Source organism: Streptomyces sp. SX-6, assembly GCF_059089585.1.
The window spans coordinates 277448-302224 of the sequence record NZ_JBTHHU010000003.1 but is presented as its reverse complement, the minus strand read 5'-3'; the positions used below and the strand labels follow the sequence as shown (position 1 = coordinate 302224).

Genomic DNA, 24777 nt, shown 5'->3' with positions numbered 1-24777 from the left:
TCACACTGCGGCGCGCACCCGCCGAGGCAGGAGCCCGCACCGTCGACGGGACGTCGTCAGTGCGCCATGGCCGGGACGAAGTCCTCGGCCTCTGCGGCGCCGTCGCCCTCGCCGGAACCGGCCGCCGGGCCGCTCTGCGGGCGGGCGTTGACGAACACGATGGAGATGAGCGACGCCAGGGCGAGGATGCCCACGGCCCACCAGATGGCGGCGGCGTAACCATGCACCGCGGAGCGGAACATGAGCAGCTTGCCCGCCTGCTGCGACGTCGCCTCGGCCGCGTGGGACTTGAAGTACGACGTGGTGGCGCTGGCGGCGATGGTGTTGAGCAGCGCCGTGCCGATCGCACCGCCCACCTGCTGCGAGGTGTTGACCATCGCGGAGGCGACACCGGCGTCACGCGCCTGCACGCCGTGCGTCGCCAGGCTCATGGCGGGCATGAAGGCCGTGCCCATGCCGAGGCCCAGCAGCAGCAGGGACGGCAGGATGCCCGTGGTGTACGAGGTGTCGAGGTCGATCCGGGTCAGCAGCGCCATGCCGATGGCGGCGAGCGCGAAGCCCGGGCCCATCAGCGCGCGCGGCGGGACCCTGTTCATCAGCCGGGCACCGATCTGCGTCGACCCGGTGATCATCATCGCGATCATCGGCAGGAAGGCCAGGCCGGTCTTGACCGGGCTGTACTGCCGGGTGACCTGGAGGTAGTAGGTCAGGAACAGGAACAGGCCGAACATCGCGATGGCGGCGAGCCCCATCGCGCCATAGACACCACCGCGGTTGCGGTCGGCGATCACACGCAGCGGCAGCAGGGGCGCCTTCACCTTGGACTCGACGAGCACGAAGGCGACGAGCAGCACCGCGGCCGTGACGAACAGGCCGATGGTGACGCCGGCCTTCCAGCCGTCGGACTCGGCACGGGTGAAGGCGTACACCAGCGAGACCAGGCCGAGGGTGGCCAGGACGACACCGGGTATGTCGAGCTTGGCGGTGTTGCGGGCACCGGCCGGCTCACGGATGACGGCGATCGCACCGGCGGCGGCGACGGCGGCGAAGGGCACGTTCACGAAGAACGTCCAGCGCCAGTTGAGGTACTCGGTGAAGACGCCGCCGAAGATGAGGCCGACACCACCACCGGCACCGGCGATGGCACCGAAGACGCCGAACGCCTTGGCCCGCTCCTTGGCCTCGGTGAACATCACCGCGAGCAGCGACAGCGCGGCCGGGGCGAGCAGCGCGCCGAAGACACCCTGGAGAGCGCGGGCGGCCAGCAGCATCCCCATGTTCATCGCGGCGCCACCGAACACGGAGGCGGCGGCGAAACCGATGAGGCCGGTGACGAACGTCCGCTTGCGGCCCCAGAGGTCCGATATACGGCCGCCGAAGAGCAGCAGTCCGCCGAAGGCCAGGGCGTAGGCGGTGACCACCCACTGCTTGTTGCCGTCGGAGATGTGCAGGGCGGTCTGGGCGGAGGGCAGCGCGATGTTCACGATCGTCGCGTCGAGGACGACCATCAGCTGCGCGAGGGCGATGAAGATCAGCGCTTTCCAGCGCCTCGGGTCGGGGGCGTTGATGCTGTCTGACATGGGAAGGGCCTACTTACTGGTGCGGGGCGGAAGTCGTGCAGAAGTCGTGCGGAAGTCTGTGACGGACTATGACAGAGGGGTCTGACAACGGGCCGTGGCGCCCGGTCACTTGCGGCGAAGGTCGTCCAAGGTCGCGGCGGTTCCTGGCAGTTCCGAGCGCGCCGGCGTCTTCAGTCCGTCCAGGAAGAGCTGGAGGTGACGGCGCACGAACAGGTCGAAGTTCATACAACCCTGGCCCGGAAGAGGCCTGGTGAGCTGGGTGATCGCCACCATCAGGTCGCCGACCTCGATGTCGGAGCGCAACTGACCCGCCGCCCGGGCGGCGGCCATCAGCTCCTCGACCGCACGGCCGAGCTGGTCCCGCGCCTCGACGATCTCGGGGTGGCCGTGGTCCACGTCGCTCTCGAGCAACGAGCACAGAGCACCCACCCGCTCGTCCGCGGCGGCGTGGACAAAGCTCCTCAGCGCCTCGAAGGCATCGGGCTCCTCAGCTCGGGCGGTCATGGCCCGGTCCGTGATACGGGCCATGACGGAAAGGGTGACGTGATGGATCAGCTCGCGGCGGTCCGCGAAGTGCCGATACAGCGTGGCATTGCCGATGCCGACGCGTCGAGCGATTTTGTCGTAGGAGAACTCGGCACCCTGCTCGACGAGCACCTCACGGGCCGCGGCGACGATCCGCTCGCGGTTGCGCCGGGCGTCCGCGCGGAGACGTGGCTGCGCGGGCTGCTGTGCAGTGGACACGGACGCCTCTCCTCTCAACGGTCGATCTTGAAGCGGGGAAGGACTCCCCGTTTCGCTGGAACGTCTGTCTAAACGGGGAGAAGCTCCCCGGAAATTTCCCGTTCCGCCTGTGATGCGCATCACGCCAGTTGGCGTGAAATCCACCCGTCTGCCGCAGCCGGGGGGCGGACCCCGCCGCCGCGACACACAGTGAAGGCAGCGAGGCAGGAGGTGACGGCCATGAAAACCCTGGTCATCCCGGTCATGGCGGCCACGCTGTTCGCCCTCACCGCACCGGCGCCGGCCCAGGCGTCCCGGCCCGCCGCCCCGGCGGCCCGCGGACCCGCCAAGCCCGACCCCACCGGACGTCCGCCCTCCGGTCCCTGTGCCCTGCACGGGGCCGCCGCCGGCGTCTCCGAGGGCGCCCGCACCCCGCGCGGCTACGCCAGATCCAGCGGCACGGTCCGGGCCGTCACGTTCTTCATCGACTTCCCCGACGCCCCGGCCCAGGGCAGCCCGCAGGACCGCTACGCCGAGTTCTTCCCGGCCGTCTCCGACTACTACCGCGCCAGCTCGTACGGGCGCCTCGACTACCGCTCCACACCCGTGCTGCGCTGGATTCACATGTCACGCCCGTACACCGCGTACAACATCGAGCGCGGCACGCCCTTCGACACCCGCAGCCACGACGGCTATCACGCGATCTCGCGGGAGATCCTCGCCGCGGTCGAGGGCTCGGTGGACCTGCGGCGCTACGACATCGTCAACGTGCTGGCCACCCCCAACGCCGGGCCGCCCGCCACCGACGACGTCCGCTCGGTCACCTTCGCGGGCGCACCCACCGGCCTGCGGACGCGCCGCGGCGCACCGCTGAAGAACGTCTCCTTCATCTGGAGCCGCCAGACCGGCGACAGCCCGTACCGCGTCCTCACCCACGAGAACGCCCACAGCTTCGGCCTGCCGGACCTCTACTACACCGGCGCCGGCGTCCGGGGGCGGACGCCGGTGGGGCACTGGGACCCCATGGACGAGGACTGGGGCCCGTCCAACGACTTCCTCGCCTGGCACAAGTGGAAGCTCGGCTGGCTCGCTCCGAGCCAGGTCCACTGCGTCACCCTGGCCGGCACGCGCACCTTCACCCTCTCCCCCACCTCGGTCAAGGGCGGCCCGAAGCTGATCGTCGTGCCCCTCTCCCGCACCCGCGCCCTGACCCTCGAGGCCCGTACGCCCGGCAGTCTCGACCACGCCGTCTGCCGCCCGGGCGTCCTGGCGACCACGATCACAACCGACCTCCCGTCCGGTGCCGGCCCGGTCCGCGCCCTCGACTCCACCCCGGGCAGCCCCGGCTGCTACACCACGGACCCCAATGTCACCGCGGGCCTGAGCGACGCCGCGTACCAGGCCGGCCAGCGCTGCGCGGTGGAGGGCGTCACCGTGGATGTCGTCGGCGCCGACGCCCACGGCAACTGGCGGGTCAAGGTCACCCGCCGCGCGAACCGCTCCCCCCACCGCTGACGGTCAGCCCAGCACCTCGAGCAACTCCTGGTCCGTGGAGAACTCCTCCATGGTGACGACTCCGGACAGCAGGGCGAAGTAACGGTCCACCAGCCGCTGGTTGCCGGATATGGCCTTGAGGAGCGCCACCCGGTCCGCCGGCGCGTTGAGCTCGGCCAGCTCGAGGGTCCGGTGGAAGAACGGCTCGGCCTTCTCCCGCAGCTCCCGCGCGTAGCGTCCGACCGCCGCGTCGACCGCCGCCGGGTCGTGCAGGTCCTCACCGATGTGATCGACGAGCATCTGCGCCTGGAGGAAGGCGTCGGTGATTCCCCGGGCGGCGATGGAGTCCTTGGTGTGCGCCGCGTCCCCGACCAGGGCCCAACCCGGCCCGGACGCCTGCCGGATGAAGTTGAGCTGCTCCCCCGTGCCGTAGAGCCGCTCGACCTGCCGGGCGGAGGCCATCCGCTCGCTCAGCTCCGGAACCGTGGTGCGGATCGATTCCAGGTACGCGGCCTGGGCGTCGGTGCGCACCTGCCGGAACTCCGACTGGGGGAAGTACGTCATCACGAGCGTGCGCCCGTCGTTCGTCGGCACGACGCCGAACCCCCGGCCGGGTGCGTCGTACACCTCGAAGTCCGTGGACAGCCCTTCCCAGTAGCTGTAGTAGACGCAGGTCATGGCCGGGTGCTCGCTGATCATCGGCGCCTCGGCGTGCCGCGCGACCACCGACCGCATGCCGTCCGCGCCGACGACCAGATGCGCGCGCTCGGTGAACTCGCCCCCGTCGGACGTCCGGTAGCTCACTCCGGCGACCCTGCCGTCCTCGTGGAGCAGACCGGTGACCGAGCACCCCTCGCGGAAGTCGGCACCGGCCGCGACCGCGGCGTCGGCGAGGATCGGGTCGAGCACGAACCGCCTGGGCGCGTACGTCGTGCTGTGCCCGTCGGCCGGCAGCAGGGAGCCCACGAGCCGGATGCCGGAACTCTCGTACGCGGCCCGGGTGATGGGCGTGATGTCGGTGGAGCGCACCTTGTCCAGCACGTCCCAGCGGCCGAGCATCGCGACGCCGGTCTGGTGGAGGTAGTGGGAGGAGAGCTTGTCCTGAGGAAAGCGCGCCTTCTCCAGAAGCAGCACACGATAACCGGCACGGGCCATGAGCATGGCCGTCGGTGCCCCCGCGCAGCGCGCTCCCACCACGATCACGTCGTACACGACGCCTCCCTCTTCCTTGCTCCGAAGTCCGAAAAAGCGAACACCCGCACCGGGGAATTCCGTTGTGTCATGGTGTGGCGCGATCTTGAAGCTATGTGCGGCCCCGTCGAGCTTCAACCTCGGCCACGCACCACCGGACTGGAAGCGGCCACGGAATTACGGGCACCGACCGTCACGACCCCCTCACCGGACAAACAACCGGAACGCTCCATTCACCCAGCATCCCGGCCATGCGCCCCGCACCGCCCCAGAGCAGCCGGAGGCCACCCCGCCCCCTCAACTCCCACCCGTGTGCCATGTGTTGGATACCGCCAATCCGGACAGGCGACGCGACGACACCGCCCCGGCCCCGAGCGGGAAGATGTATACGCATATTCCGGATGCGTTCGCCCCGAACTCCGGCCTTTCGGACCCGGGGACCGCTCCAGGCAGGCCATATCTGGCCAAAAAACACACCGGGCTTGGCGAACAAGTGACATAGAGGGGCAATGACATCACCGACCGCCCCCACCGCCGGCCCACCCACGATCACCCGACCGGGGCCCGATCCGGATGCCTGTCGGGCATCACCCGCTACAATGTCCGGGGTGGCTCAGCCTTCGCAGGCCGAACCACCGCACCCCTGTCGGTGACCCGCCCGGGACCGGTCGCGCCTTTCGTCCGGATTTCGGGTGCATTCTCCGGCAGAGCCCCGCCTCCGTAGCTCAGGGGATAGAGCACCGCTCTCCTAAAGCGGGTGTCGGCAGTTCGAATCTGCCCGGGGGCACCAAGCGAAGGGCCAGTTCGGAGGCGTGAACCTCTCGAACTGGCCCTCTTGCATGATCAGACCCGTGCCACGCACGTGCCATAACGCCCGCTACGTGTCGGCATCACCCCGCACCTTGCGGATCATCGAGCCAAGCCGATCAGCGATCTCACGGTCCCGGCCGTTGGCCATGTGCTGATAGATCAGCGCGGCCCGGGGAGTGCTGTGCCCCATCCTGGTCATTAGCTCACGCAGGCTCGCTCCGGAGGCGGCGAGGGTGTTGCCCGTGTGCCGCAGATCGTGAAAGTGGACGCTCGCACTGACGCCAGCCTCTTTCCTGGCCTTGATCCAGTCGTCCCGGAAGTTGCTCCGGCGAAGCTGCCCGCCCCGGGGGCCGAGAAAGACGTGCCCGTCCTGCCCCTTGCCCGCGAAGCGCTCGAGATGCAGTCGGACATCCGGCAGAAGCTCGGTCGGGAAGGCCACGGGCCGGACACCCGCAGCGGACTTCGGCGCCTTGTCGAAGAGAGCGCCCGTCTGCATCTCGGCCTGCGAGCGGCGGACCATGAGCATGGCGTGATCAGTGTCGACATCCCGCCGACGCAGGGCCGCCAATTCCCCGAAGCGCAGCCCCGTGAAGGCCGCGAGGAGGACGAGCAGCCGGTAGCGGGAAGTGATCGCGCCAGCAAGGGTGAAGACTTCAGCCGCAGTGAGGACAGGCCGCTCAGGGACGTCGTACGTGTCAGCTCCTGTGATGCGGCATGGGTTGCGGCGGATCAACTCGTCGTCGACGGCCGTATTCAGGATCGCGCGAAGGATCTGGTACGCCTTGACGACGGTCGGCTCCCCGGTCGTCTCGAGGCGAGCAGTGCGCCACGCCCGCACCTGCGCGGTGGTGATCGACGCCAATGGGCGGGCTTCGAAGGTCGGCAGGACGTGCAGCCGGATCACTGACTCGTGGCGCTCTCTCGAACGAGCCGCGAGCTTGCGATCCTTCAGCCACGCTTCCGCGTAGCCGCCAAAGAGCACCTTGCCCGCGTCAGGATCGGCCCACTGTCCGCGCGTGATGTCGGTCTCGACGTGCGATAGGGCCACTTCAGCATCCGTCTTGCTGGCATAGGTCTCAGCCAGCGGCCGGAGTTGCCCGGTGCCCGGATCACGATAACGAGCCTGCCAGCGCGCGGACTTCAGCTGACGAACCGCACCGAACCGGCGCCGTTTGCCTCTACTGTTCGCCATCAGGCAGCCCTGCCATAGTCTGCCCGGCGCGGTCGAACCGGCTGCACGGTGTTCACCTCGATGAAGGCCGTCAGTGCGTTCTCCGGGATACGGACGTGTCGGCCGACCTTCACGTAAGTGATCCGGCGTTCTTCGATGAGCCGACGCGGGAAGCGCTCGCCGCTCGTCTTCCACGTGCCGAGGAGTTCAGCGGCTTCCCGCACGGTGAGAAGTCGGTCCATGGTCACTCGTTCTCCCTTGCGTCGGCGGCGGCGAGATCGGCTAAGGCTTCGCGGGTGGTGTCGCGGTTGGTGCGGATGTCGGCGGCGATCGAGGCAGCGAGGAGGGATTCACCGGGGGTGTGGCCGTGGCCGGCGTATTGCCAGTCGGCGAGGACGAGGACGGTGTCTGGTTCGGCGTTGGGCAGGCCCAGGGTTTGGTGTTCTTGCTCGGCGCGGTAGTCGGCGCGGGCCTGCCGGAGCGTGCCAAGGGTGGTGGAGTAGTGGCGGGACTTGGTGGAGAAGTGGCCACGGAAGCCGAGCATGTGGGCCCAGGCCCAGAGCCGTCGCCCGGGGTAGACCGCGTCGAGGTCCCAGCAGGCTTCGACGAGGCGGCGGGTGTGCTCAGGGACACCGAGAAGCAGGAGGGCTTCGCGATTGCCGATGCGGCGGTCGAGGGTGCCTGTGGTCTCGGCGGCTTTGGTCGCGTACTTGGCGACGTAGGAGGCGACGGCCTGTTCGGTGATGTCGCTGCCGTCGCCGAAGGCGCGGATGGGCCGGATGTCGAGCTGAGCGCCCCAGCGGAGCAACCAGCCGTTCATGTAGCCCTTTTCCTCGTTCGGCGGGACGGTCACAGTGGTGTAGCGGTGGGCGACGGCGGCGCGAATGGCTTCGGTGAGCAGGGCGGCGGTCGCCCATGATGGCGGTGGGGTGTGGGGTCCGTCGGGTCCGTCGAGGCGGATGACGGCGTGGAAGTGGATGGCACCCCGGCGCTGGAACTCGGCGACCTTGCCGTACGACAAGCGCAGCACTGACCGGAGTTCGCGTTGCGTGAGTCCGGCGCGGGCGGCGATTTCACGGCGCAGGCGGTTGGTGAAGCGGGCCCACAGTTCGCCCGCATGGTTGTTGAAGAGGACAGCGGCCCGGTAGTCGTAGGTGGCAGGGTCAAGGGGGGTGCCGAGGGCGGGATCGTTGTCGGGGTGGCGGGTGCCGCAGCGGCAGGTGCCGCGGTCGGGTTGGTTGTGGACGGAACCGAAGGACGGGGCGGTGAGGGTGACGAAATGGCGGGGGTGGTCACGGACGGCCGGAGGGATGTCGCGGCGGTCGTCTCCGGCGAGTCCGGCGCGGATGAGGTGGTAGGTGTCTCCGGCGTAGGTCCAGGCGCAGGAGGGGCAGCGGGAGGCCCGGCGGTTGCCGCAAGCGATGCGCAGCCGCCCGCCGGGTTCGCTCTCGGTGGTGTAGCGGTGCAGGACTTCACCGGTGCCCTTGTCTTTGGTGAGCGTCCAGCCGGTGAGGTGGACGGGGTTGGCGCAGCCGCCGGTTCGGCGGACCTGTTCGTGCCAGCGGTGGTAGTCGGGGGCCGAGGCCACCCTCAGCAGATCGCCAAGGGTGACCGGATCGAGGCCCGCGACATTCGCGGGTTGGGTCATGAGCGCCTCCGGCGTTCGCGGCGAGACAGCGGCTGGCCGTGACGTTCCCAGGGGCGGCCGGTCTTGTCCGGGCAGGTCTTGCCGTGGCTGTTCCAACTCTTGACCAGTCCCTGGACTTGCCCTGTGCCGGTGGCTTTGGCGGTCTTGCCGCAGCGGCAGGCGTACTCGGCCCTGGGGGTGTCGCCTTGATCTGTGGGCACCTTGTTGGAGACTTCCAGCCCGCTGGGTGTGTTGGGGTAGCCGGGTGCTCGTTCGTCTCCGGCTGGGGCGTAGATGTACAGGCCCGGGTTGTCGCGGGAAGGCTTGCGCATGCTCATCAGCCCTCCTCCTTGCGGGTGTGGGCGTCGATCCAGGCTTCGGCGCACACCTTGTGGACGGGCTTGCCTCGGTCCGAGCGCATGGGGGTGGGCTTGCTGCAGATCACACAGGGCTTGTCGCCGGAGTGGTCGAAGTGCTCGGGGGAACGCCAGTCGAGTAAGGCCACGACACTCACCTCCCGGCCGGAACGGCGTGGTGGAGGTGACGGCGGACGGGGATGTCTCCCCCGCCTCGGCAGGCGAAGCAGTCGACATAGACGATCAGGCGGGTGCCGTCAGTGTGGCGTATGCCGCTGTCGACGGCGGCGGTCGCGAAGCCGTCGCAGTTGGGGCAGACGCGTACGCGGGCAGGGTTGTGCTCGGGCATGATGGGATCTGCCTTTCGGGTCCGTTGAGGGTCTGGAAGGGGTTGCAAGGCGCCCGGGGCGGCGGAAGTTTGGCGACCGAGGCCGCCCCGGGGGCCGGTTAGCGCTGCTTGGGCGAGGCGCCCAGCAGCGTGCGGATGACGAGCGCACACACCGCCACGGAGACGGCGGTGATGGCGACCGCGAGGAACATGGACACCAGGACCGCGCCGACGACGAGAACGGCGCCCGCTCCCCCGGCAGCCACGGCCACAACGGCCCTGGAGCTGAGCTGCACCACCGGGCGGGACGAACCGGGAACCGGGGTCGCGATGGGCTGGCTGTGGTGCTTGGGTGCAGTCGACTCGCTTTCCGGAGGCGGCACGATGGCTGTGGGGTTGGTCGGAACCTTCGGCTGAAGCACGGTGGTTGTCACCTCTCCTTGCATCGGTGGGACTGTGCGGCGAGTTGGGCGGCGGTCTGGCTGGAGTAGTCGGCGGACCAGCCGCACCCGTCGGCGGTGCATGCGGCCGTGTGCATGGTCCGGCTGCGGTGGTCCTGGTGGGTGCCAATTTGCACCGGGCCGATCCGGAGCAGGGCGCGGAAGACGTCGCGAACGGACACGGTGATCAGTGCTCCTCTCGGAGGCTGTGGCCGGGGAAGTCGCGCAGGATGTGGGCCGCTTCGGCCGGGTCGTCGGCGCAGTAGCGGTCGATGGCTTCCTCGGCGAGCAGGCGGGCCAGTGTGGGGTGACCGGTGTCGGCCATCTCGCGGGCGGCGTCGAGGTATTCGGATTGGCTGGGCCAGTGGTCAGTCATATTGGTGCGTCCTTTCAGTGGAGTTGGGCGGTGATGGCGTCTGCCATCGGGGCGGGGACGCCGAGGCGGGCGCGCAGGGTGTCGGCGTCGATGGGGGTACCGGTGCGGGCGTGGTGGTCGTCGGCGAGCTTGCGGGCATGGGCGACCAGTGCGGCCGGAACCGGCGGACCCGTCTCGACGGCGGGCAGAGCGCGGGCGTCGGCAGCGGGGAGCTCGGTCACCTCCGGTGTGGGATCGGGCTCGAGGGCGTCGGGTGCTGCGGTGGGGGTTGGGTCGGGTTCGGGTGCCGGCGGATCCGGCACCCGCGCTCCAGGTGTGTGGGCGAGGAGGGTGCCGCCGAGGAAGGCGAGGGCGGGCCATCCCGCGATGCCGAACCGCAGCCAGGCTGGTGGGTGTTGGAGGTCGAGGAATCCGGCGGTGGCGACGTTGGCGCCGAGTGAGGCGACGAGGGCGATCAGGAACCAGCACCAGGCCAGGCGGGACGGGCCGTTGTTGCGCAGCCGTCGCCAGGCGGCGACCAGGAGCAGGTCGACACTGACCGGGTAGGCCCATGCCTTCCAGCCGTCCTGACCGGCCGCAGTGGCGATGTCGTGGAGGTGGGCGAAGGACAGGGCACCGGCGATCACTGCTTGTACGAGCACCAGGTCACGGTGGGGCAGTCGGTTCATCGCGCGGTCCTCCCTTCCGGTGAGGCGGTCAGCGGGGTGCCGGGCGGGCGACGGTGGTTGGCCCGCCCGGCCTGAGACGGATCAGGTGTCGCAGAGACCGGTGCCCATGCAGTCCATGCAGATGGCCACCTGCTGGACGAAGTCACCGCCCCTGCCCTTGCCTGCCTTGTGGGCGCGGATCACTTCGCCGGAGCCCTTGCACGTCGCGCACTTCTTCCTTGCCGTCTTCTTGCTGCTGGCGGTGCGCTGCCCGGTGGTCCTCCGTGTCGCCATGGAGATCACCGCTCCCGGCGGGGGTAGCTGTGGCCAGCAGGCGGGTACTCGTCGAAGTCCTTGGCCTCGAACTCGGAGCACATGGCGGCGTAGAGGACCGCGCCGAACTCCGGATCGTGGTTCGGGTCGGTGAGGTAGCTGCCCATGTGGGCGGCCAGCTGATGTTGGAGCTGGTCGTCGGCGATCTGGGCTTCGTGGTCGTGACGCATGGCGCTCACCGCTCCAAGGTGGGGTAGCTGTGGCCGGCGGGCGGGTACGACGGTGCCTCGTAGGAGTCGGTCAGACCCTTCTCGACCACGTCCGTGAACCGGGCGTCGTGGGCACTGTTGCGGGCGTAGTCGTCCAGGGCACAGGTCATCCAGGCGGTGCGGGCCTCGTCGTCGTACTGGGTTTCCTTGTGACGAGTCATGGCGCTCACCGGTCCCGGCGGGGGTAGCCGTGCCCCTCGGGCGGGTAGTCGCCTCGGTGCTCGCGACGCTTCTGCTCGATCGCCGCACCGAGGATGACGTCGATGAACTCAGCGTCATTGCCCGGGCGTTCGGAGTAGTCGCAGGCATCCTGTGCGATACGGATGCTGCGGTCGTGGTCGTCGTCGTTGCGTCGGGACATGGGGTGGGTCTCCTTTGTTGTGGGCCCGGTTTCGGGCATGGGTGGGGTAGGGGCGTGGCGCGAAGCGGTCACGCCGACCGGTGGAGCAGGGGGTGGATCAGGCCGTGACTCGGGCGTCCTCGACCGCCGCAGCGGGGGTCGGGAGCGGATGTTGCAGGTCCGGCCGGAAGAGATCGAGTGCGGGCAGACGTGGAGTGCGGTCTGCGTGGCGGTTGCAGATGTTCACGGCCTGCCGCAGCGTGATGTGGGGCGTGCGGATGCGGGTCCAGCCGCCGGAGGAATCACCGGCAACCGCAAGGCCGGGACGGTCCGGGGGAATCTGGATCGCGGCGAGCACGGCATCCGGTGCGATGTCGCCGAAGGCCATGTTGGCGCTGGACTCATCATTGACCCGGTGCGCGGTACGGCCGGTCAACTGAGCGCGGAGTGTGGTGATGCCCTTGCCGAGTTCGGAGCCGAAGCGCTGCCCGCAAATCTCCAGGTAGATTCCGGCTGCGCGTCCCAGCTGTGCCAGTCGGACCAGGGCGGTAATCGTCCGGGCCCGGCGCTTCTCTTCGTCTTTCGAGGCGCACAAGGCCAGCTCAGCGACTTCGTCGACCAAAACCACTACCGGCACGGGTCGCAGATGCTCGGGCAGGTCCCAGATGTCGGCGGCGATCTCCGCGTCCGGGATGTCGATGCTGATGCGTTGCTCGGCACGGATGCGCTGGTAGACGTCCTGCATGTGAGACACCAGGGCCTCAAGGAGATCAGTGGCAGTGTCGGGGTTGTCGGCCAGTGCGGAGAACCGCCGGGCGAGCGGGTAGAGCTCAACTCCTTCCTTGCAGTCGACGCCGACCAACGCGACGTCATACGGAGCCAGTTCGGCGACAAGAATGCGCTGGTAGACGGACTTGCCGGATTTCGTGGCGCCGAGCGTCAGCCCGTGTGGCACGTCCCGGTAGTCGCGGTAGTGGATGCCGCCGTCTTCTCGCAGAGCGACCGGGACCCGCACCGGGGAACGTGGCGCCTTGGCGGGTAACTGCACGCGTCGCAGCACGTCGTAGCCGGTCATGCGCACTTCGACGACACTGGAGCGCACTTCGCGGACGGTGACGCCGTACATCGCGAACGAGTGCCGCAGCCGATCAGAGGCCGCTACCACGTCGAAGGCGTCTTGCCCTGGACGGAGCTTGAGTTGCATCACCAGCCCAGTCCGAGTCGGACGAAGGCACAGGACGCGCGGCGGTCGTGGCCGGGGCATGGTGCCCTTGGTCATCCGGGCGAAGCTCATCCGCAACCGGGACGGCCCTACGGTCAGGCCACACGCATCCATGACCGAGGCGTACCGGACCGTCACCCGCAGGACGGCGAAAGCTCCGCCGAAGGCCAGCCAGTACCAGGCCGGGCGCCACCACCGCAGAAGACCCGCGATAGCAACGACCACCAGCAGCAGAACCGCTAACCGGCCCATGGTCACGCCGCCTTGGGCTTCGAGGTGTCGGGCGCGAGCGAGGTGACGGCGACAGCCCGGAAGCTGATCCCGTGACGGCGCTGTCCGTTGAACTCGTTCTCCCACGGGCGGGCCACCAGACCGGTCAGCGCGACCGGGGTGCCCATCACCAGCTCACCCGAGATACCCGTCTCGGGCACGGTCACGGACAGGATCTCTACCAGGTCGTTGGTCGCGAACATCACGTCCACGGTCGACAGCGGGGCGCCGGTCTCGTTGTCCATTGCACGGTCGCCGGAGCGGCGGTCCTTGACCTTGGGCTGCGGAGCCTTGGCCACCATCACCGTGGCGGCAGAGGTATCGACAGGAATCTGACGCATGATGGAAGTTCCCTTCGAGGGACGAGGGGGCGGCCGTCTGCTTGGCGGTAGGGGCCGCCCCCGACACTGGATTACGGACTGCGCAGTTGAACTGTGCGGTGCGGACGGATCAGCTCGTCGGGTAGCTGTGCCCCTTCGGCGGATAGTCGCCCCGAACCTTCGCCTCCATCGCAGCCCCAAGCGCGGAAGAGATCACCTCAACGAACTCCGCCGAGTCGTAACCGTGCGCATGGTCGTGTGCATCGCGATGCGCCATCAACGTCAGGTCCAGCTCGTCATCGAGCTGCCGTCCGCTCGGGGTGCCGTTGTTCCTGCGAATCCCCATTGCGATCTCCCTTCGAGTTCGGGAGAGCGGCGCGTCTGCTTGGCGGTAGGGCGCCGCTCCCGACTGAACCTCTCTAACTTCTCTTGTGTTACCTAGATTAGTAGATGTAGCGAAGAACGCAAGCCCCTGGGGCAGTTTTCTTTAGATCACTTAGGTAACCTGGGGATGTGACCGTGACTCCAGATGATCCCCGCACCGCCTACATGCAGGTTGCCGACGACCTTCGGAGGCAGATCGCGAGTGGCGCACTAGCGGCTGGCCAACGTCTGGACGGGAACGCCAAATTGGCCGAACGATACGGCGTAGCAGCCATGACCGTTCGGCACGCGCTTGGAATCCTCCGAGGCGAGGGGTTGATCGTGAGCCAGCAGGGGCGCGGGACATTCGTGGCCAGCGACCCGCCCGGCGTCACAGACGAGCAGGGCACGACGATGAGTGTGGAGCTTGCCGAGATCAAGGCCGCGTTGACCTTGATCAACTCGCGGCTTGATCGTCTCGAAGCGGGGGTTGCCGATCAGCCTTAACGACAGCCGAAAGCCTGTCGACTCGCCTTCCTGCCTCGGCCAGCTTCCTTCGGATCTCGTGCAGCTCCACGAGTAACCGCGCCTTCTCTGCCACCCTCACGACTACGCCCCCTCTCCGCGTGGCCAGATCAGCCGAGCTTCATGTGTCCGGCCAGTCGCCGGATCTCCTCCGTGCGCGAGTTGCGTTTAGTGGACCGCAGATCATCCACCAAGTTCCGAGCTACAGGCCGGTTGCGTACGTGCTGAGGAGCCACCGCGTCGGCACGAAGGATCGACTCCGCCGCCGCCTCAGTCTTACCGTTCATCATCTGACCGGCCGCCGTGCAGACCCAGAAATGCGACTTCCGCTCGCCCGACGCAATGTTCATGATGTCCACGAGTGCCGAGCGCGAGAGCACATCGCGCGGACGCCCTAGCTCCAAGCTGACCTCAACGCTGTGGATCTCAGCATTGACCGCGTTGAACTGAGTCTGGAAAACGTTCCCGTCAGCAGGCAGATCAGCGGCTATCCGACGAGCTTCCTCCATGTGGGACTCAGCTTCCGTCCGGTCCCAGAGGCGTGACCATGCGACAGCGGCCCGAAGGTGCATCGCACCCCAGAGAGATCGAATGCTCGCGTCAGCGGAGGAGAGGTCAGGCTCTAGGTCGTCAAGGGCCCTCAATGCCATGTCCCTCGCGGCAGAGACCTCCCCTTCATGGAGCCAGACGCCGCAGAGGTCCCAGCGAGCAGCCGCACGGAGGGCAGGAGACTCGGCGCGCTCAGCCGCAACCAGCTCGCGCTGAACGGCACTCCAACCGAGATCGTGATGACCGAGGAGGTTCGAGGTAACCCGAGCCATGTGGCTCGCCCGGAGCATCAGCCCCTCAGCCTGGCGAAGATCCTCTCCCTCTGTGGCGTCACACACAACGATGAGGTCACGCAGAATCTGCGGGAGGACGTCGCCGAGAGCCGTGAACTTCGCCTCCTGGCGCAGCTTCTCCGCCGCCACGACACGGGCTGAAATGTCAACCAGGGATGAGGGCTCAACCCCACTCAGCAAGATCGCACCGCCGGGCATGGTGGCTTGCTGGAGGGCAAGACGGAGGCCGGGAATCGCGGCGTGACCCGAATCGAGTTCAGAAGAATCGTGGCGGTAGGGCTGACCCGTCAACTCGATAACCTCTACGCCGAGGGTTTCAGCGAGCTGCCCGAGAACGCTCATTCGGTCAAGCGGCAGTCGTCCAGTCTCCACCTTCGAGACCCAGCTGACCGAGCGATCTACAGCTGCTGCCAACTGTGCTTGGTCCCAGCCAAGTCGGCGGCGCGCCCGTGCCACCCTCTGCCCTGTGCTCAGATCGGCCCCCATCACGAACTCCCTTCGACAGAACGAAGGTACCCGCGCCCTGAGGAGCCGCTGTCAGAAAAAGTGCCAGTGGACGGACGATCAGCGACCCGTGCCAAGGCGCGGTAAGAGTTTCCCTACTTCATCAAGTGCCGCGCGCAGCGCGGCGGCGCCGGTCGACGCCGCCACGGCTCCCCTCCTCGTCTTCGCCGCCGGGGGCCGCGTCGTCGCCGACCGCGCCCGCAGGGGGGCGAAATGCTAGTCCGTGGCGGGGGCGGACGACTCCGCGGCTTTACCCACCTCCCCGGACCGGGACCCGCGTCGAGCAAGACCAGGGGGCCACTCGGACACATTGCGGGCAGGGGGCAAGCCTGCCCGAGTTGCCAGCCAGCGTACGGCCCCCTGGTCATGCTCGACCCCAGTCCGGGCAGGACACCGGCCAAAGCCGCTCTGCCGCCCGCGTGGGCACCACCAGGCCGTACGGGCTCCGCTCGTAAGAACACGGCGTCGCCGGGCCACCCAGCTGTGTCGGCACAGGACCTACCGATCTCGGGCGCCCGTGCCACTCGCGTGCCATGACGGGTGGGAAGTCGCGGGGAACCACGGTGCATAGCAGGCAGCCGACAGGCCCCAGGAGAGGTCAGGAAGCGCGAGGTCACCCGCACTCCCGCCCCACCTCGCTCCTAAAGCGGGTGTCGGCAGTTCGAATCTGCCCGGGGGCACCAGCGCAAAGGCCCCCAGCCGAGATCGGCTGGGGGCCTTTGACATCGGGTTCCGGCTCAGGCCGCGGCCGAAGCATCCCGGTAGAGCATGGTGCGGAAGATTCCGGAGACCGTGTTGCCCACCAGAATCGTGGATGCCAGGAGCAGTGCGGCGAACGCTCCGGCCGCGATGGCGGGCACCGCGTTCCTCGACTCGGCCCCGAGGATGAGGGCCGCGACACCGATGACCACCGACAGGATCATGGGCAGCGCGAGCCACAGCGATCCGTACACCCGCCGGGAGAAGGTCTCGCGCAGCATCTGCGCCGACCGGCGGGTGCTCTCCCGCACCCCGAGGTCGTCGAGCACCATGGCGGGCAGCGCCAGGTAGGTGGCGATGGCCCAGCCGGCGTTGATCAGCGCCTCCAGGATCCAGCCGACGACCGGGACCCGCTCCAGCTGCCGGGTGAGCTGCAGAACCGTCGTGTTGAGCAGGCTCCATGCCAGCAGCCGCCGCCAGTGCCGCGCGGCCCGCCGGCAACTCGCGCCGATCCGGGCGGGCTTGCCCCGCAGCACGTCGTCGACCGCACAGATCATCGCGGCGCCGAAGAAGGTGAAGACGAACCCCAGCAGGAGATAGCCGACGACCAGGGCGGCCACGGCGAAGGCGGAGGGTGACGGTTCGATCTGGCCCAGAAGGAACACCGGCCCTGCCACGCCACCGCCGATCAGCACCAGCGCGGCCGCGCTCAGCAGGGGGAACATCACCAGGCGAGGGTTGTGCCGCAGTATCCCGAAGGACTCACGAACAGGCTGAATGGTACTCACGACTACTTTCCCCCACGAACGATCACGCTTCGAAGACCGCCACAGGCTACGGCAGTCGCCCGTCAGTCCGAGGGTGTCCGGCGGGCACGGACCCACGTCACCACAGTCATGATCGCGGAGAAGTACGCCGTGGCAGCCAGATAGGTCACGGACTCGACGTACAGTTCCTCGCCTTCCGCACGCAACTGGAACGCGAGGAAAACCAACGCAGTTCCGACCACCGCGAGCCCGGTGGCCAGGGTGCCGAATGGGACCCGTTTCATCCCGTTTCCTCCAAGAGTCGTGAAGCGATCCGGTCGCCACCGACTCTACGTCCGGGGCGAGTTGACGCCTCTCCCCAGGGGCTCCGGTCACACACATCTGTTGGTCATGTCCCCGTAAAAAATCCGCATGACGTCTGATAAGGTCACGCCTCGTCGCCACGTCTGCCCGACCTGCAGACAACACAACTTGTACAACTACGTGTCGACTCGGGGGAACATGTTCAAAGTTGACATGTCCATTCTCGGCCTTTCGGCGTGCGAGAGTGACGTTTACCAGTATTTCCTGCGCAATCCCGGAGCTTCCGGAGCTTCCGGATTCGCCTTCGACGCCTGCCCGGGAGTTTCCCGTGAAGAGGCGGACACCGCAGTGGAGCGCCTGTGCGCGCTCGGCATCCTGAGTGCGACCGACCGGGGCGAACTGTTCGCGGTCGAGCCCGAGGCTGCCATCGACAGGCTCGCCGATCTCCGTCTTCAGGAACTGCATCAGGAGCTGCAGGGCATAACTCAGTCCCGCCGCCTGGTCAGTGAACTGCGCGCGGGGCGTGCCGGCCATACGGCGCAGGGCATCGAACGGCTGCGGGACGTCTCGGACGTACGCAACCGCATCGACAGCCTTGCCTTCTTCGCCCGCAGGGAAATCCTGTCCGTGGAGCCGTACACCGCCCTCGCCGCGGAGAACATCGCCCACGCGCATCCGCTCGACCTGCGTGCGCTGCGCCGCGGGGTGCGGATCCGCAATGTCGTACGGAAGGAAGCACTGCAACACCCGCCGACGCTGGCCTATTTGAAGGGCCTGGCGAAACAGGGCGCCCGCATTCGGGTCGCGGAACGCTTCGAGGAGCGCATCCTCGTGTACGACGGCAATGTCGCTCTGGTGCCGGCGGACACCGCGGACTCGTCGCGTGGCGCACTGGTGTTGCACGACAGCGGGCTGATCGCGCCCGTTCTCGCCCTGTTCGAGAAGATCTGGGACAACGCCGAGGACCTCCCGGACGACGACGAGCCCACCGCGGCCCCGGAGCCCACGCCGGGCGAGAAACGGGTCCTGGAGCTGATGTGCCAGGTCAGCAAGGACGAGGTCGGCGCACGGAGTCTGGGGGTCTCGGTACGGACGTACCGCAGGCACATCGCGGACCTGCTGACGTCGCTCGGCGCCGCCAACCGGGCCCACGCGGCGCTGATCGCGCGCGAGCGGGGCTGGATCTGAACCGGGTCAGCCGGCCTGTCCCTCGCTCTGCTCCCGCGCCTCTTTGAGCAGTTCGACACCGAGCTGATCCGTGTCATCCGGCGAGCCGCCGAGGCGGTGGATCACCACCCAGTCCCCGGTCTCGGGGAACGCCCCGGCGAAGGCGGAGGCGTCCCGCGTCGCGCCGTTGTGCCACCGCAGGCGGCCCGCCGTCCGCCAGGCCGACGCCGGGGCGCCGAGCCCGCGGTCCACGAGCAGGCCGGTGACCACGGCGGCCAGGGCGCGGGGCGTCGCCCACATGCCGCCGGCGGGAAGGATCGCCCCGTCCATGGTCCACGGGGCGCGTTCGCGCCCGAAGCGCCCCCTCGCGCGCAGGGTGCGGTCGGCGGGCGGGGCCTCGGTCACCTCGTCGGCCACGCCCAGCGGTTCGAGGACCCGGTCGCGCAACAGCTCGGCGTACGGCTGCCGTGCGGCAGCGGCGAGGGCCGCGCCGAGCACCGCGTAGCCGAAGTTGGAGTACTCCTCCTGCTGCCCCGCGGGCCGCACCGCGACCCGGTCGAGGCGGCTGAGCAGTTGCTCGAGCGCCTGCGGGGTGAAGGACACGTACGGGTCGCGGCGCGGCCCCGAGAGTCCGGGAGGCAGCCGGGGCAGGCCGGAGGTGTGTTCCATCAGGTGCCGCAGGGTGATGCCGGTCGGGGCCGCGGCCGGCAGCCAGCGCTCCACCGGGTCGTCGAGGTCCAGCAGGTCCGCCGCGGCCATGCGGACCAGGGCCGTACCGGTGAGCACCTTGGTGAGCGACCCGATCTCCACGAACAGGTCTGTCGCATGGCCGTGTTCGACCAGGGGTTCCCGCCCCGGGCGGAGCACGCACAACGGGACGGCGCGACTCACCGGCCGCACCACTGTTCCAGCAGCGCCTCGCGCTCCGCCGGCTTCGGGGTGTCGGTGCGGCCGGCGGACCGCCACCATTCGTCGATCAGCGACGGGCTCAGCTCGCCTGCCGTGAAACGCTCCAACAGGCGGTGGGAGAGCTCCACTTCACGCTCCGTGTAGGCCGGAGCCGCGGCCGAGCGGACGAGATATTCGCTCTCGCCGCCGGAGTGCGCGACGCACACTGTCATCAGCGGCGCGTCCCCGGGGCCGTCGAAGCCCGTCATGGCGAGCGCGACACCGAACGCCGTGCTCAGGCCGCGCCGGAACGCCGACCGGGAGACGGGGGCGCCGACCACGGCGACCCGCTCCACCTCGCCCCAGGTCCGGACGGCGGCCGACTCCCCTACCGCCTCCGGCCCGTTGTCGGTCAGCCGTATCCCCTCGACCCCCTCGGTCCCCTCGGCGCGCGGGGCACCGAGCCAGCACCCGTCCCGGCCGGCCCAGAAGAGGCCGACCATCGCGCCCTCGTCCGACGGCTCCTCAGGCTGCCGGGACCGGTGTGCGCTCGGGTTGTTCGCTGCTGTCACTGGTCGAATCCCTCTGCTTGTCATCGTGCGTACGCTCCCCAGTGTTCACCACGCCACGGATCCGTTGTCCGGCGCGGCGGGCGAGGCGCAGCGCTTCCTCGATCCCCCTGCCGAGGAAGATCAGATCGCAGGCCACCATGGTCAGCGCGAAGCCGGTCAGGCCCATGAACAGGGCGATGGAGATGTGCAGTCCGATGGAACCCAGCGCGGCCAACGGCCGCAGGCGCGGCACGAGGACGCCGAGCGGGAAGTACACCATGAACAGCGTGGCGGAGTAGGTGCCGAGGACGACCAGCGTGTCGTTCTCGTACAACATCCTTGAGAAGCCTGGCCATTCGAACTCGGGGATGCGCATCACGTAGAAGAGCGCGGTCCCGTCCTGCCACATCTTGCCCTGGACCTTGCAGAGCCCGCTGACGACGTACACCAGGCAGATCTGCGCGCCGATGGCCGCGACGCCCAGGTTGTGCAGCGCGGGCGACACCGCGCGGACCACGCCGGGTATGCGTCCGGCCAGGCGGCGTACGAGACCGAAGGAGAAGCAGAACCGGTCGTAGCACTGCGTCAGCAGCAGCATCGGCAGGACGAGGTAGGCGAGGTTGTCGCCGCCGTCGAGGATCAGCGGATTGCGCTGGTACAGCGACCACAGCAGCACCCAGTGCAGGGCGAGCACCAGCCGGCCGCCGACGCCGAAGGTGACCGCCAGCGCCGCGATCATCCCCAGATGGAAGACGAGCTCGAACCAGGTCCCGGACGTGCTGAACGTGTAGAGGCTGAACGTACCGTTGTCGCGGACTCCGCCGATGAAGTCCTGCCACGGGTACACGCCGTCCGGGCCGAACATGTAACTCCGCTCGCCGTATTGGCTCGCGTAGAACATGAAGCCGATGAAACCGAGCAGCGCCCGGGTGCCGGAGACGCCGGTCACGGCGGCCGGTGATTCGCTCAGCCGGTCCAGCAGCGCGCCGAATTCACGGAGCTTCTTCCTCACCATCCTCACCGCAGTTCACCCACCTTCAGCCAATCCAGGTCCTCGACACGGACCGGTTCCTTCGCCTTCGCCTCGGGGTCGTGCCGCTTCGACCACGGACGGAGTTCGTGTATGTACACCCGCACCTGGATCTTCTCCGGATTTCCGTCGCACGCGTCCTGCATCTGCGTGAGCGAGTAACGGGAAAGAAGGCGGATGGTGTCCTTGCGGCTGCGCTCCTCGAAGGGCAGCGGAGGGAGCACGGGCTTCTTGTGCTCGATTTCCTCCTCGCGCACTCTGTTCAGCACCGGGTCCGCGTTGGTGAGGGACTGGAGTCCGGTGGAGACGAGCCGGGACATGCGCGAGGGAAAGAAACGATCGCGCTGCGTACGCCGGATGAAGGGAGTGGTCACGTCGTAGAAACCGGTGGTCTTTCCGCCGACACAGGAAGCCCGGGCGAGAATGCCTCGGTCATCGGCCAGCGGGTCCGGCGCGAACAGCTGCCAGTCCTGCGAGAGATACGGGCTGAGAACACCGTTGACCTTGTCGGCGTACCGGAGCTTGGCCGGGCTGAGCGGGGCCTGGGAGAAGGCGGCCAGGAAGAAGTAAAGGCCCAGAAGGGCAGCGCCGACCAGCAGCACTGCCCTTCTGGCGAAACGGTGTTCCGTCACTTGTCGAAGATCGTCTCGGCAGAGGCGACGTCCGCGGCAGCGCCCTTCTGGTTCTCGGCCAGGTTGCCCAGGCTGGAGATCTTGGTCATGTTGCCCACGGCCTCACGGATGGCCTTGGTGCCGGCCGCGGCCTTGACGTGGACGTAACCGCGCTCGGCGGCCTTGCCGACCTTGGTGGCGACCTTGGCGGCCTTCACCAGACCGCCGATCATGGCCGGCTGCGCCTGAACGCCCTGCGCGGAGGCGACCTGCGGGGTGACCGGCTTGGCGACCGGCTCGGACGCCTGGGCCGAGGCCTGGGTGGTCAGCACCATGGCGGCACCGCCCAGCACGAGACCGGCCGCTGCAATGGCCTTCTTCTTCATATTCCTTCTCCTGTTTCCGTTGTCAGGTTCCGGTTCACTGCCAGCCGTTCACTTCCCGACGCTCTCGATGAGCAGCCGGAAAAATGGCCGGAACAACCTGCGCCATGTTCATGCACCCCCGTTGAACACATATGACGGAAAGTCCAGAAGCGGGCGGCACGGCTGCCCCGGCTGGCACGCGATTGCGCCACCGTGGTGCTGCGTCACACCCTCTGAAGGGCCTTCAAATTCTTCGCAACTCCCGGATTCGGCGGACCGTTACCGGTGGAAAGAACAATGCCAGCGGCACGGGACGGACTCCAGGGCGGAGCGCGGCAGCATGTTGAACGGCGAGGACCACTTCATGCCACCGCTTTGGTCCGGACTTTTTCACCGGGCAGTTGTCAGCGGGCAGTTGCCGGTGGTGATGCCGGGATACGGATACCGAACTCGCGCCGCAGCGCGGAGCGCGCCGCCAGATAACCCGCCATCCCATGCACACCGGGCCCGGGCGGCGTGGACGCGGAACACAGGTACACACCGCTCAGCGGAGTGCCGTACGGATCGAGGCGCGGGACGGGCCGCAGCACGCTCTGGGTCAGCGTCATCGCACCGGCACCGATGTCGCCGCCCACGTAGTTGGGGTTGTACCGCTCGTAATCGCGGGCGCTGATGCCGCGTTGCGCGATGACGGTGTCGCCGAAGCCGGGCGCGTACTGCTCGATGCGCGAACGCACCAGCTCCACCGGGTCGGTGGGATCGCCGTTGGGCACATGGGCGTACGCCCACACCGGACGTCTGCCGGGCCGGGCCCTGCCGGGGTCGGCGACGGCCGGGTCGACGACGAGGACGAACGGCTCGCCGGTGGCGATGCCTTGGGCGGTGCGGGTCTCCTGCCGCCACATCTGCACCTGGGTGCCGCCCAGGTGCACGGTGCCCGCCCTGCCGACGCCGGGGTTCGCCCACGGAATGGGCTCGCTGACGAGGAAGTCGGCCTTGGCGGCGCCCGGCCCGTAACGGAAGCGGGCCAGGCCGCGCGCGTACCCGGACGGCAGCCGGCCCTGCGCGAGGCGCGCGAAGCCCTTCGGCGCCACGTCCAGCAACACCGCCCTGGCACCGGCCAGTTCGCGCAGGTCGTCGATGCGCCGCCCGGTGTGGAGCACCCCGCCGTGCGCGCGGATGTCCGCGGCCAGCGCCTCGGCGATCACGGCGCTGCCGCCGCGGGGCAGCGGCCACCCGCTGCCGTGGGCGAGGTGGCCGAGCAGCAGCGCGACCGCCCCCGAGGCCAGGCTCGGCAGCCGTCCCACGGCGTGCGCCGCCACGCCGGTCAGCAGGGCGCGGGCCTCCTCGGTACGGAACGCGCTCGCGGCGTACCGGGTGCCGTGCGCGGGGACGTGCCGGGCGAGGACCGCAGCGGCCTTGAGGTCGCGCGGCACGGCGCGCTGATCCGACAGGAAGATGTCGAGCACACCGGCGCTGTTGTCCAGCAGCGGTCGCATCAACCTCCGCCAGCGCGGCCCGTCGGGGCCGAGACCGGCGCACGTCTCCTCCAGGTCGCGGTGGGCCAGCGCGGCGCGTCCGTGGTCCAGCGGGTGGGCGTAGCCGACCTCGGGGTGCAGCAACTCGACGCCGTGGGAGGGGAGATCGAACGCGCGGAAGAACGGGGACGCCGCGGCCATGGGGTGCACGGCCGCGCAGATGTCGTGCGTGATGTCGTCGTCGAACAGCGACGTGCTGCGCAGCCCGCCGCCGATCTCGTCCGCCTGCTCGTACAGGGCGACCCGCAGCCCGGCCCGCGCCATCGTCACCCCGGCGGCCAGGCCGTTGGGGCCGGTACCGACGATCGCCACGTCCGTATCGCTCACCATGTACGAAACGATGCCAGCGCGGAACGGGACCCAGGCCCGTGGCCGCGTCAGCAAGCGGACGGCGGCGTGCAACATCGTGCCATCCGTCCACCGGCCGTCACCCCGCGTCTGCCAGCAGGATGAGGAGGATGGCACGGAAGTACACACGCACCTACGGCGGTGCCGCAGCGCTCCTGGCAGTGTTCCTGGGGACGTCGGCCTGTGCCGCCGGCCCGTCGGAGCGGCAGACGACACCGGCCGAGATGTCCCGCAAGGCCGTGGACAGCATCCGGACCGCATCCTCCGCGCGGGTACGGATGGAACGGACCGGCGCCAAGGCGATGGACATCGACCTGGCCATGGACCGCGGCGGCAAGTGCGCGGGCCGGGTCGTCTCCACGGACGGCACCGTCGACGTCATCAAGGTGGGCAAGGAGCTCTGGCTCAAGCCGGACGACAAGTTCTGGAAGACGCAGCTCGGCGGTGGCAGTGAGGCGCCTGCCGAGCTCAAGGGTCGTTATCTGCACGGCAGTACACAGGACGCGCAGATGCGCGACATCGCGCCCCTGTGCGACCTGTCGGGCATCCACAAGACACTCGTCGACGAGGTAGGCGCCGGCCCCTTCGCCAAGGCCTCACCGGTCGCGGTGGACGGCCGGCAGGCCGAGACGGTCAGCACCAAGGACGGGGCCGTGCTGGTCAGCGTGGTCGACTCCGGCGCACCGCGCGCCGTCAGGATCTTCCAGAAGAACAAGGAGTCCGTCACGGCGACGTTCACGGACTGGGAGAAGCCCGTCAAGGCGTCCGCCCCTGCGGCCGGGCAGAGTGTCGACCTCGCCAAGCTCTCGTGACATACGTGGAGCAGCAGATGACAACCG

General features: G+C 68.7%; 33 protein-coding genes and 1 tRNA gene. 5 read left to right on the top strand and 29 right to left on the bottom strand.

Translation table 11 applies throughout. The annotated features are described in order from the left end of the window. Positions 1-56: 56 nt before the first annotated feature. Positions 57-1580 carry an MFS transporter gene (locus tag ACV530_RS05575; RefSeq protein ID WP_494331095.1) on the bottom strand — a complete coding sequence of 508 codons (1524 nt, stop codon included), beginning with the start codon at positions 1578-1580 and terminating at the stop codon, positions 57-59. A 105-nt stretch (positions 1581-1685) separates the two neighbouring features. After that, positions 1686-2324 carry a TetR/AcrR family transcriptional regulator gene (locus ACV530_RS05570; RefSeq protein ID WP_494331094.1) on the bottom strand — a complete coding sequence of 213 codons (639 nt, stop codon included), beginning with the start codon at positions 2322-2324 and terminating at the stop codon, positions 1686-1688. Positions 2325-2543: 219 nt separating this feature from the next. Here ACV530_RS05570 and ACV530_RS05565 point away from each other — a divergent pair, with 219 nt between their 5' ends. Continuing rightward, positions 2544-3818 carry a M6 family metalloprotease domain-containing protein gene (locus ACV530_RS05565; protein ID WP_494331093.1) on the top strand — a complete coding sequence of 425 codons (1275 nt, stop codon included), beginning with the start codon at positions 2544-2546 and terminating at the stop codon, positions 3816-3818. Between the two features lie 3 nt (positions 3819-3821). Here ACV530_RS05565 and ACV530_RS05560 read toward each other — a convergent pair whose 3' ends face one another. Next, the gene (locus ACV530_RS05560) at positions 3822-5009 is read right to left on the bottom strand and encodes an NAD(P)/FAD-dependent oxidoreductase (protein ID WP_494331092.1); all 1188 of its coding nucleotides are present in this window, start codon (positions 5007-5009) and stop codon (positions 3822-3824) included. A gap of 693 nt (positions 5010-5702) precedes the next feature. Between ACV530_RS05560 and ACV530_RS05555 the strand changes: the two genes are divergently transcribed. After that, positions 5703-5778: transfer RNA gene (locus ACV530_RS05555), tRNA-Arg, on the top strand. 87 nt (positions 5779-5865) lie between these two features. Here the strand turns inward: ACV530_RS05555 and ACV530_RS05550 are convergent. From ACV530_RS05550 to ACV530_RS05470, 17 genes are all read right to left on the bottom strand, one after another. Beyond that, entirely contained in the window at positions 5866-6990 is a 1125-nt protein-coding gene (locus ACV530_RS05550) for a tyrosine-type recombinase/integrase (protein WP_494331091.1), read from the bottom strand. Next, on the bottom strand, positions 6990-7211 hold the full coding sequence (locus ACV530_RS05545) for an excisionase family DNA-binding protein (RefSeq protein ID WP_494331163.1): 222 nt from the start codon (positions 7209-7211) through the stop codon (positions 6990-6992). The genes ACV530_RS05550 and ACV530_RS05545 overlap by 1 nt, the downstream gene beginning before the upstream one ends. A 2-nt stretch (positions 7212-7213) precedes the next feature. Beyond that, entirely contained in the window at positions 7214-8617 is a 1404-nt protein-coding gene (gene repSA / locus ACV530_RS05540) for a replication initiator protein RepSA (protein ID WP_494331090.1), read from the bottom strand. After that, entirely contained in the window at positions 8614-8934 is a 321-nt protein-coding gene (locus ACV530_RS05535) for a hypothetical protein (protein WP_494331089.1), read from the bottom strand. The genes repSA and ACV530_RS05535 overlap by 4 nt, the downstream gene beginning before the upstream one ends. Then, positions 8934-9101, bottom strand: a complete 168-nt coding sequence (locus ACV530_RS05530; RefSeq protein WP_494331088.1) for a hypothetical protein — start codon at positions 9099-9101, stop codon at positions 8934-8936. The genes ACV530_RS05535 and ACV530_RS05530 overlap by 1 nt, the downstream gene beginning before the upstream one ends. Positions 9102-9106: 5 nt before the next feature. After that, the gene (locus ACV530_RS05525; RefSeq protein ID WP_494331087.1) at positions 9107-9301 is read right to left on the bottom strand and encodes a hypothetical protein; all 195 of its coding nucleotides are present in this window, start codon (positions 9299-9301) and stop codon (positions 9107-9109) included. 98 nt (positions 9302-9399) lie between these two features. Next, positions 9400-9714, bottom strand: coding sequence for a SpdD-like protein (locus tag ACV530_RS05520; protein WP_494331086.1), 315 nt, complete (start codon positions 9712-9714; stop codon positions 9400-9402). Beyond that, the gene (locus ACV530_RS05515; protein WP_494331085.1) at positions 9711-9902 is read right to left on the bottom strand and encodes a mobile element transfer protein; all 192 of its coding nucleotides are present in this window, start codon (positions 9900-9902) and stop codon (positions 9711-9713) included. Before ACV530_RS05515 ends, ACV530_RS05520 begins: the two co-directional genes overlap by 4 nt. A gap of 5 nt (positions 9903-9907) precedes the next feature. Beyond that, a complete protein-coding gene (locus tag ACV530_RS05510; RefSeq protein ID WP_494331084.1) occupies positions 9908-10096 on the bottom strand; it encodes a hypothetical protein in 189 nt (62 codons plus the stop codon). Positions 10097-10110: 14 nt separating this feature from the next. Further along, positions 10111-10764, bottom strand: a complete 654-nt coding sequence (locus ACV530_RS05505) for a DUF2637 domain-containing protein (RefSeq protein WP_494331083.1) — start codon at positions 10762-10764, stop codon at positions 10111-10113. Between the two features lie 81 nt (positions 10765-10845). After that, complete coding sequence (locus tag ACV530_RS05500) at positions 10846-11037, bottom strand: hypothetical protein (protein ID WP_494331082.1); 192 nt, start codon at positions 11035-11037, stop codon at positions 10846-10848. A gap of 5 nt (positions 11038-11042) precedes the next feature. After that, on the bottom strand, positions 11043-11255 hold the full coding sequence (locus ACV530_RS05495; RefSeq protein WP_494331081.1) for a hypothetical protein: 213 nt from the start codon (positions 11253-11255) through the stop codon (positions 11043-11045). Next, on the bottom strand, positions 11252-11446 hold the full coding sequence (locus tag ACV530_RS05490; protein ID WP_494331080.1) for a hypothetical protein: 195 nt from the start codon (positions 11444-11446) through the stop codon (positions 11252-11254). Before ACV530_RS05490 ends, ACV530_RS05495 begins: the two co-directional genes overlap by 4 nt. A 5-nt stretch (positions 11447-11451) precedes the next feature. Then, positions 11452-11646, bottom strand: coding sequence for a hypothetical protein (locus ACV530_RS05485; protein ID WP_494331079.1), 195 nt, complete (start codon positions 11644-11646; stop codon positions 11452-11454). Positions 11647-11743: 97 nt separating this feature from the next. Beyond that, positions 11744-13099 (bottom strand): FtsK/SpoIIIE domain-containing protein, encoded by a 1356-nt coding sequence (locus tag ACV530_RS05480; RefSeq protein WP_494331162.1) that lies wholly within the window; start codon positions 13097-13099, stop codon positions 11744-11746. A gap of 2 nt (positions 13100-13101) precedes the next feature. Beyond that, positions 13102-13458, bottom strand: coding sequence for an SCO3933 family regulatory protein (locus ACV530_RS05475; RefSeq protein ID WP_494331078.1), 357 nt, complete (start codon positions 13456-13458; stop codon positions 13102-13104). A 109-nt stretch (positions 13459-13567) separates the two neighbouring features. Then, on the bottom strand, positions 13568-13783 hold the full coding sequence (locus tag ACV530_RS05470) for a hypothetical protein (protein ID WP_494331077.1): 216 nt from the start codon (positions 13781-13783) through the stop codon (positions 13568-13570). A 167-nt stretch (positions 13784-13950) separates the two neighbouring features. Here ACV530_RS05470 and ACV530_RS05465 point away from each other — a divergent pair, with 167 nt between their 5' ends. Next, on the top strand, positions 13951-14307 hold the full coding sequence (locus tag ACV530_RS05465; protein ID WP_494331076.1) for a GntR family transcriptional regulator: 357 nt from the start codon (positions 13951-13953) through the stop codon (positions 14305-14307). Between the two features lie 128 nt (positions 14308-14435). On the opposite strand, the gene ACV530_RS05460 is transcribed toward ACV530_RS05465, so the two are convergent. The 3 genes from ACV530_RS05460 to ACV530_RS05450 all read right to left on the bottom strand — a co-directional run bounded on the left by ACV530_RS05460 (position 14436) and on the right by ACV530_RS05450 (position 17421). Further along, positions 14436-15653, bottom strand: coding sequence for a helix-turn-helix domain-containing protein (locus ACV530_RS05460; RefSeq protein WP_494331075.1), 1218 nt, complete (start codon positions 15651-15653; stop codon positions 14436-14438). 755 nt (positions 15654-16408) lie between these two features. Next, positions 16409-17158, bottom strand: coding sequence for a DUF6159 family protein (locus ACV530_RS05455; RefSeq protein ID WP_494331074.1), 750 nt, complete (start codon positions 17156-17158; stop codon positions 16409-16411). A 62-nt stretch (positions 17159-17220) separates the two neighbouring features. Next, positions 17221-17421: an SCO3870 family protein gene (locus tag ACV530_RS05450; protein WP_494331073.1), complete on the bottom strand. Its 201-nt coding sequence runs from the start codon at positions 17419-17421 to the stop codon at positions 17221-17223. Positions 17422-17653: 232 nt separating this feature from the next. On the opposite strand from ACV530_RS05450, the gene ACV530_RS05445 reads away from it, so the two are divergent. After that, positions 17654-18628 carry a helix-turn-helix transcriptional regulator gene (locus tag ACV530_RS05445; protein ID WP_494331072.1) on the top strand — a complete coding sequence of 325 codons (975 nt, stop codon included), beginning with the start codon at positions 17654-17656 and terminating at the stop codon, positions 18626-18628. A gap of 6 nt (positions 18629-18634) precedes the next feature. Here ACV530_RS05445 and ACV530_RS05440 read toward each other — a convergent pair whose 3' ends face one another. The 6 genes from ACV530_RS05440 to ACV530_RS05415 form a co-directional block, all read right to left on the bottom strand. After that, a complete protein-coding gene (locus tag ACV530_RS05440; protein WP_494331071.1) occupies positions 18635-19498 on the bottom strand; it encodes a serine hydrolase domain-containing protein in 864 nt (287 codons plus the stop codon). Beyond that, a complete protein-coding gene (locus ACV530_RS05435; RefSeq protein WP_494331070.1) occupies positions 19495-20067 on the bottom strand; it encodes a hypothetical protein in 573 nt (190 codons plus the stop codon). Before ACV530_RS05435 ends, ACV530_RS05440 begins: the two co-directional genes overlap by 4 nt. Further along, a complete protein-coding gene (locus ACV530_RS05430; RefSeq protein WP_494331161.1) occupies positions 20021-21061 on the bottom strand; it encodes an HTTM domain-containing protein in 1041 nt (346 codons plus the stop codon). Before ACV530_RS05430 ends, ACV530_RS05435 begins: the two co-directional genes overlap by 47 nt. Positions 21062-21063: 2 nt before the next feature. Next, a complete protein-coding gene (locus tag ACV530_RS05425; protein ID WP_494331069.1) occupies positions 21064-21708 on the bottom strand; it encodes a DUF5819 family protein in 645 nt (214 codons plus the stop codon). Further along, a complete protein-coding gene (locus ACV530_RS05420; RefSeq protein WP_494331068.1) occupies positions 21705-22073 on the bottom strand; it encodes a hypothetical protein in 369 nt (122 codons plus the stop codon). Before ACV530_RS05420 ends, ACV530_RS05425 begins: the two co-directional genes overlap by 4 nt. A 383-nt stretch (positions 22074-22456) precedes the next feature. Next, a complete protein-coding gene (locus ACV530_RS05415; protein ID WP_494331067.1) occupies positions 22457-23920 on the bottom strand; it encodes a phytoene desaturase family protein in 1464 nt (487 codons plus the stop codon). A gap of 128 nt (positions 23921-24048) precedes the next feature. Here ACV530_RS05415 and ACV530_RS05410 point away from each other — a divergent pair, with 128 nt between their 5' ends. Then, positions 24049-24750 carry a hypothetical protein gene (locus tag ACV530_RS05410; RefSeq protein ID WP_494331066.1) on the top strand — a complete coding sequence of 234 codons (702 nt, stop codon included), beginning with the start codon at positions 24049-24051 and terminating at the stop codon, positions 24748-24750. Positions 24751-24777 lie beyond the last annotated feature (27 nt).